We start from the raw sequence: 12742 nt of genomic DNA on the forward strand, positions 1-12742 counted from the left end.
GTCACATCCAACATCGTTGGTGGCTGACACTCCGCTTTCGCGAGCAGGCTCGCTCCCACAGGGGGTGGTTCATGCAGCTGTAGGGCAGCCACAGGCTTTGTCATCTCGCCGGCTCAGCAGACGTACCGCCAACTCCAGCAGCAGAGCCACAACAATCGCCCCCGCCGCCATCTCGAACATCAGCGCATGCTGCCCTCCACTGGCATTGAACAGCGCCGAGTACGCAAAACCGGACAGGGCCTGAAAGGTGGCGAATGAAACCGTGGCGCGGCTCCAGGCGATCTGTTGTTGATGATGCTCGGGGACCAGTTCGTGAACCCGGGCCAGCGCCAGAGGCACGATGCCCGGCGGGAACGAGCCGATGATCACCGCCAGCAAGGCCAGTGCCGCGAAAGCGCTGGAGATCGACAGCAGGCCGACCGCAATCGCCTGCACCACGAGCACCAGTCGAATACCGAGCTTCGCCCCCAGTCGATCCGCCAGAAAGCCATAACTCACCGGCCCGATAATCGCGCCGAGGCCGTACATCACCCAGATCAGGGCACCGACGTGTTGCCCGGCACCGAGCCCTCGGGCCACGTAATCCACCAGGAAGACCATGGCCGGCACCAGCCCGGCCGCCATGAACGCGTATTGGGCGAACAGCAGGTAGACAGCTGGGTTCATCGACGTCGGCGTGGATTTGCCCGGCGTCGAAACGGTTGGATGGGGCACGGAGGAGGGCCAGCCGAACCAGCTGGCCGCCGTGAGGACCAGCGCCAGCACGCCAAGACCAAGCCAGGTCTGCTGCAAGCCAAGGCTCAGCAGCGGCGGCACGATTGTCCCTGACCCGGCAATGCCCAGGCCGAGACCGAGAAAGATCGCGCCACTGGCCAGGCCTTTGCGCGAGGCCGGCACATGGGGCAGTACCGTCGCCGCCACCAGCACCATGATCGCGCCACCGGCAATGCCGGACAGCAGACGCCAGCCGAAGAACCAGCTCACCGATAACGGAAAGGCACAGGCGAAAAACGCCAGGGTCACCGCCAGCATCATCAGCCGCAACGCGGTTCTGTTGGACGTGCGCTGGGCCAGTGGATGGCCGATCAATGCGCCGATCAGGTAACCCACCAGGTTGGCGGCACCGAGGAACACCACGTCGCTGGCGGCAAACCAGTGGGCTTCGATCAGCGAGGGAATCAATGGCGTGTAGGCAAAACGCGCCAGGCCGATGCTGACCAGGCTGGCGCAGAGGCCGGCGAAGATCGGCAGCCAGATCGCGTTGCGGGGGATGTCGGGCATGAACGTTGTCCTGTGGGTTAACTCATGCATCGACTATAACGAGCTTCGCGCGTGTAATAATGCAGCGACTTCGCATTGTGATGATGCGTAAATGCATCAGAAGGAGATGCCATGAATTGGGATGACGCACGGGTATTTCTCGCCGTTTGCCGCGAATCGACACTGCGAGGCGCCGCGAGAGTGCTGGGGGTGGATCAGGCCACGGTGGGCCGACGGATCACGGCCCTGGAAAAGTCCCTGGGCGCGACACTGTTTCTGCGCACCTCTGAGGGCTACGCGCTGACGGCCGTGGGCGAAGCGGCGATGCGTGCCGTGGAGAAAATGGAGCATTCGGCGCTGGAGCTGGAACGCCGGATCCAGGGCCTGGACGATCGGTTGACCGGCATCGTGCGGGTCACCACCACCGACTCTCTGGCCGTCGACTTCCTGATCCCGGCCGTTGCCCGTTTGCATCGACAGCATCCCGACGTGCGGGTGCAACTGGACGCTTCGACCCAATTTCTGAGCCTGGCCAAGCGTGAGGCCGACATCGCCGTGCGCAATACCCGGCCGGACAACCCGGACCTGATCGCCCGGCGCATCGCCCGTTGGCCGGTAGGCCTGTTTGCCTCGCAAGCCTATGTCGATGCCCACGGTGTACCCGAGCCGGGGTCAGCGTTCGAGGGGCACGATCTGGTGGTGTATCAGCCGTACTTGCAGGGGAACAAGGACATGACGCTGGTCAGTGAGCCGCTGGGACGCGGACGGATTGTCTCGAGCCTGAGCTCCAGTCTGCTGGTGCGTCGATCCATCGTGGCGGGGATCGGCATTGGGGAAGTTCCGGTGTACATGGGGGAGAAGGATGGACTGGTCAGGCTCTGGCCGGAGCGCACCCGGCCGTTGCCCTATGACGTATGGCTGGTGACCCACGCCGACCTGCGGCACACCGCGAGGGTGCGGGTGGTGATTGATGAGATTGTCGAGCAGTTCGCATCTTCAAACGAACATACCCAGTAGCGTTGCAGGCAATCCCCCTGTGGGAGCGAGCAGGCTCGCTCCCACAGGTTTTTAGGGGGACCTGCGGTCAAGGCATTTCCGGCAATTCCTGCGGCCGCAGGTCGAACACCAGCACCTCGGCATCCACGCCATTGCTCAAGGTCAGCAACTGCTCTTCGCGAACCCGCACGCCATCACCTTCCTGTAAGCGCAGGCCGTTGAGTTCGACACTGCCCCGCGCCACATGCACGTAGGCGTAGCGATGGGCGGCCAGTTCCAGGGTGGCTGTTTCCTGGCCGTCGATCAGGCCGGCATACACCCGTGCATCCTGACGCACCTTCAGCGAGCCCTTGGCGCCGTCTGGGGAGATGATCAGTTGCAGGCGGCCGCGTTTCTTCTGCGGGCTGAAGTGCTCTTGCTGATAGCGCGGCTTGGCGCCGCTGACTTCAGGAACGATCCAGATTTGCAGGAAGTGCACCGGGCGTTTGTCCGAATGGTTGTATTCACTGTGCGCCACGCCACTGCCGGCGCTCATCAACTGCACGTCACCGGGGCGAATCACCGAGCCCGTCCCCAGGGTGTCCTTGTGTTCCAGTGCGCCGTCCAGCACGTAGGAGAAAATTTCCATGTCGCGGTGCGGGTGCTGGCCGAAGCCTTTCCCGGCCGCCACACGGTCGTCGTTGATCACCAGCAGGTCGGAAAAGCCCTGCTCCTTCGGGTTGCGGTAGTTGGCGAACGAGAAGGTATGAAACGACTTCAACCAGCCATGGTTGGCCATGCCACGATCAGAAGCCTTGCGAAGGGTCAGCATGATGGAATCTCCTGGGGGACGTGAATTCGTCCGAGTGAGGAGAAGGTTAATGGTTACTGGGTGGTGCAATAAGTAGGTGGATATTGAAATACTGTCTCGTTCAGGTTGACAGTGATTTACAGACGACGCTGCCTCCGCACTTCGCCATAATGCACAGCGTTTCCCGAGTGAAACGCAATCCCTGTGGGAGCGAGCCTGCTCGCGAAAGCGGTCTTGGTGCCACCTCTTCGCTGAATTTGAAACCGTATTCGCGAGCAGGCTCGCTCCCACAAGGGATAGTGTTCAGCGGCTTGTTTTTCTTATTAGCTCAGTGATCTTGAACCCATGAAAACCGTGGCAATGGTGTTGTTCCCCGACTTTCTCCTGCTCGACATGGCCGGGCCCATGGAGGTGTTTTCCATTGCCAATCGGTATCTCAAGCCCGACGACCACTATGTACTGACGACCATCGGCACCGAGCCCGGCGTGCTGCGGGCGTCCAACGGCGTGAACGTGCAGGCCGATCTGCATCTCGACCAGGCCTGTGACGGCTACGATTTGCTGCTGGTGCCCGGTGGCCCCGGTGCCTACAACGAAAAACACCCGCCGTTGCTCCAGTGGCTCAAGCACAACGTCAGCCGATCCAGGGCCTACGGCTCGATCTGCACGGGTGCCTTTGTATTGGGGCATGCCGGCTTGATTGACGGCTATCGCGTGACCACCCACTGGCACTACACCGAACGCTTGATCAAGGCCTTTCCTGGAACCACTGTCGAAACCGACCAGATATATGTCCAGGACCGCAACCTCATGACCTCCGGCGGCGTCACCGCCGGCATTGACCTGGCATTGGCGGTAGTGGCCCAGGACCATGGCAAGAAAGTCGCCCAGGATGTGGCCAAGGTGTTGCTGGTGGTGATGAAACGCCAGGGTGGGCAGGCGCAGTTCAGCCCGTTGATGGCGGCGGTCGCGCCCCAGGAAACGGCGATTACCCGGCTACAGAACCATGTGCTCGAACACCTCGATGAAGCCTTCAGCATCGAACGCATGGCGGCTCTGGCCACCATGAGCCCGCGCCACTTCACCCGGGTCTTTGCCCGTGAAACGGGCATGACGCCCATGGAGTTTCTGCAAAGTGCGCGTATCGACTGTGCCCGCAACCTGCTGGAAACCACGGAGTTACCGCTCAAGACCGTGGCCTTCAAAAGCGGTTTCGGCAGCGTGCGGCACATGCGTTTTCTGTTCGGTGAAAAGCTCGGCCTGACCCCGACCCAATACCGCGAGCAATTCAACTAGTGCCCTTGGCCGGTTTGCGCACCGTAATGGCCGTGACGCTCCCCCCGTGGCAGTTGTACCGTCACCGGGGCCTGCCAAGATAGCTGTGAACTCATTGCAAGGAAGGTACAGCCGGGATGCGTGCCGGGCAGGCTCCTGGCGGGTGAACGTGCATGAACAGCCTCAGAGACATACACAGCGACACGGTGCTGCGCTTCGGCCCCTACGCGTTCCACCTCAATCAGCGGCTGGTGCTCGACGGCGATCGACCGCTGCGTCTGGGCGGACGGGCCCTGGATATCCTGCAGGTGCTGCTCGAGCACGCGGGGTCGGTGGTCAGCAAAGATGAGATCATTGCCCAGGTCTGGCCGAGGTCGGTGGTCGAGGAAATCAATCTGCGGGTGCACATTGCCGCCCTGCGTCGAGCCTTTCGCGACGGCCTGGAAGGCCACTGCTACATCGTCAACATTCCCCAGCGCGGTTACAGCTTTGTCGCGCCGGTGCAGCAGGCATCGGTGCTCACCCCTATCTCGTTCGAAAGCGTGCACCAACCCCAACACAACTTGCCCGCGCGGTTGATGCCGGTCACCGGACGCGATGCGGTGGTGGGCAGTCTGGTCAGGCAGTTGCCGGTGCGACGCTTCATGACCCTGGTCGGGCCGGGCGGTATCGGCAAGACCACGGTTGCCCTGCGGGTCGCCGAACTGCTGTTGCAGCATTATCGCGACGGTGTGTGGCGGGTGGATCTGGCGACGATTGATGACCCGGCGCAGGTGGAAGGTCACCTGGCGCGTGCTCTCGCGCTGGAAACCGGCACACCCCTGGAGGCGCTGTGGCAACGCCATGCGCTGTTGATCCTCGATAATTGCGAGCATTTGCTGGAACGTTGCCGGTCAGTGGTCGAGACCCTGCTGGGTTCGGCACCGCGCCTGTCGATCCTGGTCACCAGTCGCGAGCCGCTGCTGGCCGCGGGCGAAACACTGCTGTCGTTGCCACCGTTGGTAGTGCCGCCGGCGTCGGCATTGCGCAGTGTCGATGAATTCATGGGGTATTCGGCGGTGCAGCTGTTCGTCAGCCGTGCGCGGGCCCGTCAGCAAGGGTTTGCCCTGCGCGAACAGGACCTCGGGGTCGTGCGCGAAATCTGTCGGCGCCTCGATGGCTTGCCCCTGGCGATCGAGCTGGCGGCGGCGCAGATCGATGCGCTGGCGCTGGTGGGCTTGCAGGCGCAACTGGACAACTGTTTTCAATTGCTGACCCAGGGCCGGCGCACCGCGGTGCCAAGGCACCAGACCCTCAAGGCTGCCCTGGACTGGAGCTATGAACGCTTGAACGCGGTAGAGCAGACCGTGTTGCAGCGCCTGGCGGTCTTCAAATCGGCGTTCACCCTAGACGCGGCGATGGGCGTGGTCAGTTGCGACACGCTGCTGCCCGCCAGCCTGACCAAGGTGCTGGACAGCCTGGCGCTCAAATCGTTGTTGTCGCTGGAGCAGGCCAACGGTGTGAGCCGTTACCGCTTCCTCAACACCACCCGCCGCTATGCCCTGGAAAAACTTGAGCACGGTGGGAATGCCGAAACGATATTCAAACGAACATGAAACCTGTGGCGAGGGGATTTATCCCCGTTGGGTCGCGAAGCGACCCCTACGTCCATCAGACAGACCGAATAGTCTTGATTTACGACTGCTTCGCAGCCGAACGGGGCGGTGCGACGTTTCGCTGAATCCCCTCGCCACAATGAGTCCCGCGTCCGGGTTTCAAATCCTGAGGTGATCCTGTAATTCATCGAGTAGGCAGCGCACGGCGATCAGGTCGGGGGTGGCATGGCCTTCGGTGAAGCGTTGGTAGATTGGTGTCAGCAACTCATGGGCTTGCCGGTCGCGACCCTGGCGCTGCCACAGCCGCGCCAGTGACGTGGCGCTGCGCAGCTCCCAGGCCAGGGCGCCCTGGGCCTTGGCGACGGTGAGCGCTTTGATCAGCACGGTTTCGGCGGTGCAGTGTTTGATCGGGCAATCGGCGGCCAGTAGCGCATCGGCGCGGGCCCGCAGAATCTCGGCGGTGCTCCAGCCTGCCGCGCCGCTGTCGGCGCGTTGCAGCAAATCGTCATCGACGAACGCGCTGTCCAGCGTGACCATGATTTCCTTGATCAAACCAACGCCCGGGCGCCGTGCTGTCTGTGCAGGGCGACTGTCGATGACCTGCGCGTAGTGCTGCGCCCAGGTGTAGAACAGCAGCACCGAGTGTTTTTGCGCCTGTTCCAGCAGCAGGTGCAGCAGCTCGCGGGCGGTGCGGCTGTCACCGTTGTAGTGGGCGATCAGGCAACCCGAGAGCGCCAGGGTGTAGCAGATGGAGGTGCCATGGTTGATCTGCAAGGCAATGTCCAGTGCCTGGCGGGCTGTGCGCCAGGCTTGTTCCGGTTGACCCTGTAGCCAGAGGATGCGCGCCAGGATGGTCAGGGCGGCGACGCTCTGGTCGTATTGCACGCCGAAACCATGGGTGAAGCGGTTGAGGTGGCCGCTGTGGGCCATGCGCTGGATGACCTCTTCGGCGTTCAGTCGCGCCCGTGACTGATCCCCGGCAAAGTGCAGGGCCAACACTCGCAAGCGATGCGTACTCAGCGACAGCACCGGATCACCGTGCAGGCCCAGGCGGTCGAATTGCTGGCTCTGCTCCAGGGCCATCTGATAATGGCCGCAACTGAGGTTGACCGCCATGTGCCCGGAAACGGCGCGCAGTTCTCCGACCACGTCATTGCACTGCCTGGCCAGGGTTCGGGCGGTGACAAAGGCACCGATGGTTTCAGTACTGCCGCCCTGGACGTGGTAGCAGGCACTGCCGAGGGCCAGTTTCAAGCTCATGGCCAGATGCGCGCAGGGCTCGGACGCCGTATTGAGCAAGGCCAGTGCCTTGCGCACATAACCGCCATGCTCCTTGAGCAGCGACAGCTCCTGCCAGAGCGGTGTGGACGCCGCCGTCAAGCGGATCGCCAGGGTTGTCGGGCCTTGCGCATTCAGGCCCCAATCGAGGGCGGCGCGGATGTCTTCCAGGCTGCGGGCATAACGCTCGATCCACAGCACCGTCGGCGTCTGCTCCCAATCGTTCTGCGCCTGTTGCATCAAGGCCAGGCAGCGTTCGGCGTGGCGTTCGCGGGTGCCGGGCAGCTCGCGGGTCTGTTCGAGTTTTTCGAGGGCATAGTGGCGGGTGGTGTCGAGCAGGCGGTAGAACACCTCTTCATCGCCGACGTCCACGCTCAGCAGGGACTTGGCCACCAATTGCGTGATGGAGCCAAACACCTCGCCAGGTTCGATGTGTTCGCCAACGATCACCGCCGCGGCCGATGCCAGGGTAAAGCCGCCGCGGAAGATGCCCAGGCGGCGCAGGCAGGTTTGTTCGCAGGCACTGAGCAGTTTGAAGCTCCAGTCCAGCGTGGCGCGCAGGGTCTGGTGCCGGCCCAGGGTCGTGTGATTGCTGTGGGTGAGCAGGCGAAAACTGTCTTGCAGCTGCGCGTGCAATCCATCCAGGCCAAGGTTGGCGACTTGCGCGGCCGCCAGTTCCAGGGCCAGTGGAATGCCGTCGAGGCGTCGGCAGATGTCGATCAACAGCGGCAATTGGGCATCGCTCAATTCGAAGGTGTCGTGGCTGGCCATGGCCCGCTCGACGAACAATTGCAAGGCGGAAAAACTCAAGGCCTGGGTGCGATCAAGCACGGCAATCGGAGGCGGGCAGTCCAGCGATTCCAGGCGCTGGACGAATTCACCTTCGGCCCGCAGGCTTTCGCGGCTGGTAGCCAGAATGTGCACCTGCGGCGCGCCACGCAGCAGGCTCTCGCAGAGCAGGGCCACCTGGTCGATCAGGTGCTCGCAGTTGTCGATGACCAGCAGCATCTGCCGTTCGCGCAGGAACAGGGCGAGGCTGTGCAGCGGTTCGCCGTCGTGCAGGGACAGGCCCAGCAGCGCGGCCAGGTGACCGCTGATCATCAAGGGGTCGTTGATCGGCGCCAGGTCCAGCAGGCGAATGCCGTCGCGATACTGACCGATCAGATGTTCGGCCACGCGCAGGGCCACGGTGGTCTTGCCGATGCCGCCGGGGCCGATCAGGGTGATGAAGCGCTGGCGCGGCAGCTGTGCCACCAGGTTGTCGACCAGCGCCTGCCGGCCGATCAGGCGGGTGCGGCGCAGGGGCAGGTTGTGTCCGCTTGCTGACAGGCCTGCGCTGGCGGGTTGTTGCTCGACGCGCTCAACCGAATAGGGCGCGACAAAACTGTAGCCGCGCTGCGCCACGGTGATGATGTAGCGCTGGCCGGCCTGGCCGTCGCCGAGGGCCTTGCGCAGGGCCGCCATGTGCACCCGCAGGTTGATCTCTTCCACCACGCTGTTGGGCCAGACACGGGCGATCAGTTGCTGCTTGCTGACCACGTTCCCGGCGTGCTCCAGCAGGATCAACAGGATGTCCATGGCCCGCCGGCCAAGTCGCAGCGGCTGGTCGGCCTCCATCACCAGGCGTTGTCCGGGGTAGATCCTGTAAGGGCCGAAATGCACAGCCTGTTCGAGGGAAAGGGTCAACGGCTCACTCCTGCCTGCATCCGTCTAATTCGCGGTTTCCGAGCATATTCCTCAGGTTTTTTCATCCGCGCAATGTGCTGGCCGAATGACTGTCCGGTGCCTGACTCGACTGCAGCGTTCATCGGACCTTAGCGTGCTCCCGTCTTCATTGGGTGCCGTGCTGACAAAAGGGTGGCCGGGGCTGTGGGCGCGTCATGAAAAATTAACAACGTTTAACTCGTCCCTCGTCGTGGCAACCCCCAAAACTGTAGGAGCGATGCTTGCTCGCGATGGTCGTCAACGATAACGCGGGTTTTCTGAATGCACGCGTCATCGTTGACGACCATCGCGAGCGAGCTCGCTCCTACAGGTACCAGGGATTTACTCATCACAAGGACACCGGAATGAGCAACGTGGTGGTGGTCTTTCACAGTGGCTACGGACACACCCGGGTCTTGGCTGAAGCCGTGGCCAGGGGAGTGGAACGCCATCCGGGCAGCACGTGTAGCCTGGTGCCTGTCGAAGACGTGGACGAACACTGGGATCAGCTGCACCGTGCCGACGCGATCATTTTCGGTGCCCCGACCTACATGGGCAGCGCCTCGGCGGCCTTCAAGGGCTTCATGGAAGCCACGGCTTCGTTTTACCTGGCCCGGCCATGGCGCGACAAACTGGCGGCCGGCTTCACCAATTCCGGTTGCCTGTGCGGCGACAAGCTCAACACCCTGCTGCAAATGGCGGTCTTCGCTGCCCAGCATTCGATGATCTGGGTCGGCCTCGACCTCTTGCCCGCGCGCTCCGCTACAGGCGTGTTCGATGGGCAACTCAACCGCCTCGGCAGTTCGCTGGGCGCCATGGCCCAGTCGAATGTCGAACAGTCACCCGAATTGGCGCCTCCCCCCGAAGACCGCTGCACCGCCGCGCACCTGGGTGAGCGGGTGGCGCGGCTGGCCGGGCGCATGGGCCGCGCCTCTGATTGATTCAACCCAATTCAACCAACCCCACCTCACGCAAAGGAGCACGCCCATGAGCACGTTCACCACCCGCGACGGCACCGAGATTTACTACAAGGATTGGGGCAGCGGTCAGCCCATCGTCTTCAGCCACGGCTGGCCGCTCAATGCCGACAGTTGGGAATCGCAGATGATTTTTCTCGCCTCCCAAGGCTACCGGGTGATCGCCCACGACCGACGGGGTCACGGCCGCTCCAGTCAACCGTGGACCGGCAACGACATGGACACCTACGCCGATGACCTGGCGCAATTGATCGAGCGGCTGGACCTCAAGGATGCCGTGCTGTTCGGCTTCTCCACCGGTGGCGGCGAGGTGGCGCGCTACATCGGTCGCCATGGCACCGGTCGCGTGGCCAAGGCCGGGCTGATTTCCGCAGTCCCGCCGTTGATGCTCAGGACCCAAGCCAACCCTGGCGGCCTGTCCATCGAAGTGTTCGACGGCATCCGCCAGGCCTCGCTGGCGGATCGCTCGCAGCTGTACAAGGACCTCGCCAGCGGGCCGTTCTTCGGCTTCAACAAACCCGGCGCCAAGCCGTCCCAGGGCATGATCGACTGGTTCTGGATGCAGGGCATGACCGCCGGCCACAAGAACGCCTATGACTGCATCAAGGCGTTTTCCGAAACCGACTTCACCGAAGACCTGAAGAAGTTCGACGTGCCGACCCTGGTGGTGCACGGCGATGCCGACCAGGTGGTGCCGATCGAAGCGGCGGGCATCGCTTCGGCAGGTTTGGTGAAAGGTTCTACGCTCAAGGTCTACCCTGGTGCGCCCCATGGCTTGACTGATACCCACAAGGATCAGCTCAACGCCGATCTGCTGGCGTTCCTCAAGGGTTGATCGAACCTTTGTAGGAGCGGGCTTGCTCGCGAATGCGATGTGTCATTCAGCGGTAATGTCGACTGACACACCGCCTTCGCGAGCAAGCCCGCTCCCACAAGGAGGATTCGCTATCCAGGCCTACGAGATTGCGTGGCGAACGGAACGCACCGTGCGGCAACGCCAGGCAAACGGATTGATGCCTTCGCTGCGGGTAAACATGTGACAGAAATGCGCCTGATCGCAGAAGCCGCACTCCAGGCTGATTTGCGTGAGGCTCAGGTCCGTGTGCTGGATCAGCAGCTTGGCCCGGGCGATACGCTGCTGGCGAATCCAGTCCTGGGGCGAGAGGCCGGTGCTGCACTTGAAGGCACGGGAAAAATGACTGCGCGACAAGGCGCAGGCCTTGGCCAGTTCGGTCACTTCGAGCGTCTCGCCGAGATGCTCGAGTATCAGTTGTTTGACCAGCCGTTCGCGCTGAGGGCTGAGGCCGCCGGTGTTCTTCCCGGGCGCTGGCGTGACTGTCGCGCGGGCGGCGTTTTGCTGGAAATGAGCCATGGCGAATGTCCGTGTCGGTAGGCTTCATTCTTGAAGCCGACGGCTCTGGCGGGCGAGTTAAACGTTGTTAATTCCTCGTTCATTGCGGGAAGTCCCGGGTAAAGTCAGACACAATCGTTATCCTCGAGCCTGTCTGAACACACAAGGAACCCGTGCCTATGAATCGAAACGATCTGCGTCGCGTCGACATGAACCTGCTGGTGATTTTCGAAGCGCTGATGTTCGAAAAGAACCTGACCCGCGTTGCGGAAAAACTGTTCATGGGCCAGCCGGCCGTGAGTGCTGCCCTCGGTCGGCTGCGCGATCTGTTCGATGATCCGTTGCTGTTGCGCAACGGTCGCGGCATGGAGCCGACGGGGCGGGCGCTGGCGATTCTCAAGGAGCTGCAACCGGCGATGGACACCATCTCCGGCGCGGTCAGCCGGGCCAAGGAGTTCGATCCGGCGACCAGTTGCGATGTCTTTCGCATCGGGCTGTCAGACGATGCCGAGTTCGGTCTGTTTCCACCGTTATTGCGCCAGTTGCAGGAGGAGGCGCCGGGGATCGTGGTCGTGGTGCGCCGCGCCAATTACCTGTTGATGCCGGCGTTGTTGGCCTCGGGTGAAATCTCCGTGGGCGTGAGTTACACCCAGGAATTGCCGGCCAACGCCAAGCGCAAGAAATTGCGCGATATCCCCTGCAAGGTGTTGCGCGGCGATACACGGCCGGGGCTTTTGACCCTGGATGAATACTGTGCGCGGCCCCATGCGATGGTGTCGTTTTCCGGTGACCTGAGCGGCAACATCGACCTGGACCTGGCCAAGGTCGGACGGTGTCGCAAGGTGGTGCTTGGCGTGCCGCAGTTCAGTGGTTTGCGGGCGCTGCTCGCGGGCACTGAAATGATCGCCACGGTGCCGGACTATGCGGCGTGCGCCTTGGTGGAGGGCTGTGGCTTGCGGGCCGAGGATCCGCCGTTTGAAATCGAGGCAGCGCAGTTGTCGATGGCCTGGAGCGGGGTGCATGACAATGATCCGGCGGAGCGGTGGTTGCGTTCGCGGATCAGTCAGTTCATGTCGGCGCCTTTGGATATTTCGGCTACTGCCTGACTCGGTATTTCGGGTGTACCCGATCCCCTTGTGGGAGCTGGCTTGCCAGCGAAGGCGGCCTCACGGTCGACCTGATTTTTTCGGATGTACCCGGATTAACTGTGGGAGCGAGCCTGCTCGCGAAGGCGGCCTGACAGCCGACCTGTCTTTTGCTGACCGGGTACATATCCGTTTCTTCGGTAACGGCCACCTATGGTTTCGCCCTTACGGCGAGTCCCTTTGGCAAACGCCCCAAAGGAACCAAAGGTCTCGCCCCGAGCGTCCGGCCCCTCGCTGGGGCTCGGCGTTCCTTCGCTCCGGCATTCATCCGGGGGCATTGCCCTCCGGTTGGCTTCGCTGCACCTACATGCAATGGGTTCGACTGCGTCGAACGGCGCTGCGCGCCAATCCCCGGATGAACGCCTCCACTC

The 12742-nt window shown here is 62.7% G+C and carries 9 protein-coding genes and 1 pseudogene; 6 read left to right on the forward strand and 4 right to left on the reverse strand.

Annotated features, from left to right (window positions below; translation table 11 throughout):
- Positions 1 to 69 precede the first annotated feature (69 nt).
- Positions 70 to 1281 (reverse strand): YbfB/YjiJ family MFS transporter, encoded by a 1212-nt coding sequence (locus tag HNQ83_RS30005; protein ID WP_175392459.1) that lies wholly within the window; start codon positions 1279 to 1281, stop codon positions 70 to 72.
- 111 nt (positions 1282 to 1392) lie between these two features.
- Between HNQ83_RS30005 and HNQ83_RS30010 the strand changes: the two genes are divergently transcribed.
- Entirely contained in the window at positions 1393 to 2277 is an 885-nt protein-coding gene (locus HNQ83_RS30010) for a LysR family transcriptional regulator (RefSeq protein WP_175392460.1), read from the forward strand.
- Positions 2278 to 2344: 67 nt separating this feature from the next.
- On the opposite strand, the gene HNQ83_RS30015 is transcribed toward HNQ83_RS30010, so the two are convergent.
- Positions 2345 to 3067, reverse strand: coding sequence for a pirin family protein (locus HNQ83_RS30015; RefSeq protein ID WP_175392461.1), 723 nt, complete (start codon positions 3065 to 3067; stop codon positions 2345 to 2347).
- A gap of 324 nt (positions 3068 to 3391) precedes the next feature.
- Here HNQ83_RS30015 and HNQ83_RS30020 point away from each other — a divergent pair, with 324 nt between their 5' ends.
- Together HNQ83_RS30020 and HNQ83_RS30025 are read left to right on the forward strand one after the other, a co-directional pair.
- Entirely contained in the window at positions 3392 to 4342 is a 951-nt protein-coding gene (locus HNQ83_RS30020) for a GlxA family transcriptional regulator (RefSeq protein WP_175392462.1), read from the forward strand.
- Positions 4343 to 4494: 152 nt separating this feature from the next.
- Positions 4495 to 5910 (forward strand): annotated as a pseudogene (locus tag HNQ83_RS30025) (winged helix-turn-helix domain-containing protein); the annotation flags it as partial.
- A gap of 165 nt (positions 5911 to 6075) precedes the next feature.
- Here the strand turns inward: HNQ83_RS30025 and HNQ83_RS30030 are convergent.
- Positions 6076 to 8880, reverse strand: a complete 2805-nt coding sequence (locus HNQ83_RS30030) for a winged helix-turn-helix domain-containing protein (protein ID WP_175392464.1) — start codon at positions 8878 to 8880, stop codon at positions 6076 to 6078.
- A gap of 383 nt (positions 8881 to 9263) precedes the next feature.
- On the opposite strand from HNQ83_RS30030, the gene HNQ83_RS30035 reads away from it, so the two are divergent.
- Positions 9264 to 9839: a flavodoxin family protein gene (locus tag HNQ83_RS30035; protein WP_175392465.1), complete on the forward strand. Its 576-nt coding sequence runs from the start codon at positions 9264 to 9266 to the stop codon at positions 9837 to 9839.
- Between the two features lie 46 nt (positions 9840 to 9885).
- Positions 9886 to 10710: an alpha/beta fold hydrolase gene (locus HNQ83_RS30040; RefSeq protein WP_175392466.1), complete on the forward strand. Its 825-nt coding sequence runs from the start codon at positions 9886 to 9888 to the stop codon at positions 10708 to 10710.
- Between the two features lie 120 nt (positions 10711 to 10830).
- On the opposite strand, the gene HNQ83_RS30045 is transcribed toward HNQ83_RS30040, so the two are convergent.
- Entirely contained in the window at positions 10831 to 11247 is a 417-nt protein-coding gene (locus tag HNQ83_RS30045; protein WP_175392467.1) for a helix-turn-helix domain-containing protein, read from the reverse strand.
- 158 nt (positions 11248 to 11405) lie between these two features.
- Here HNQ83_RS30045 and HNQ83_RS30050 point away from each other — a divergent pair, with 158 nt between their 5' ends.
- The gene (locus HNQ83_RS30050; RefSeq protein WP_175392468.1) at positions 11406 to 12332 is read left to right on the forward strand and encodes a LysR family transcriptional regulator; all 927 of its coding nucleotides are present in this window, start codon (positions 11406 to 11408) and stop codon (positions 12330 to 12332) included.
- Positions 12333 to 12742: the final 410 nt, after the last annotated feature.

Origin of the sequence: Pseudomonas sp. C2B4 (assembly GCF_013359695.1) — a bacterium.
In the GTDB taxonomy this organism is placed as follows: domain Bacteria; phylum Pseudomonadota; class Gammaproteobacteria; order Pseudomonadales; family Pseudomonadaceae; genus Aquipseudomonas.

Bases quoted from the DNA above. Each gene is read 5' to 3' on its own strand.
- HNQ83_RS30010 (WP_175392460.1), top strand. From the start codon at position 1,393: ATGAATTGGGATGACGCACGGGTATTTCTCGCCGTTTGCCGCGAATCG.
- HNQ83_RS30050 (WP_175392468.1), top strand. From the start codon at position 11,406: ATGAATCGAAACGATCTGCGTCGCGTCGACATGAACCTGCTGGTGATT.
- HNQ83_RS30035 (WP_175392465.1), top strand. From the start codon at position 9,264: ATGAGCAACGTGGTGGTGGTCTTTCACAGTGGCTACGGACACACCCGG.
- HNQ83_RS30045 (WP_175392467.1), bottom strand. From the start codon at position 11,247: ATGGCTCATTTCCAGCAAAACGCCGCCCGCGCGACAGTCACGCCAGCG.
- HNQ83_RS30015 (WP_175392461.1), bottom strand. From the start codon at position 3,067: ATGCTGACCCTTCGCAAGGCTTCTGATCGTGGCATGGCCAACCATGGC.
- HNQ83_RS30020 (WP_175392462.1), top strand. From the start codon at position 3,392: ATGAAAACCGTGGCAATGGTGTTGTTCCCCGACTTTCTCCTGCTCGAC.
- HNQ83_RS30005 (WP_175392459.1), bottom strand. From the start codon at position 1,281: ATGCCCGACATCCCCCGCAACGCGATCTGGCTGCCGATCTTCGCCGGC.
- HNQ83_RS30040 (WP_175392466.1), top strand. From the start codon at position 9,886: ATGAGCACGTTCACCACCCGCGACGGCACCGAGATTTACTACAAGGAT.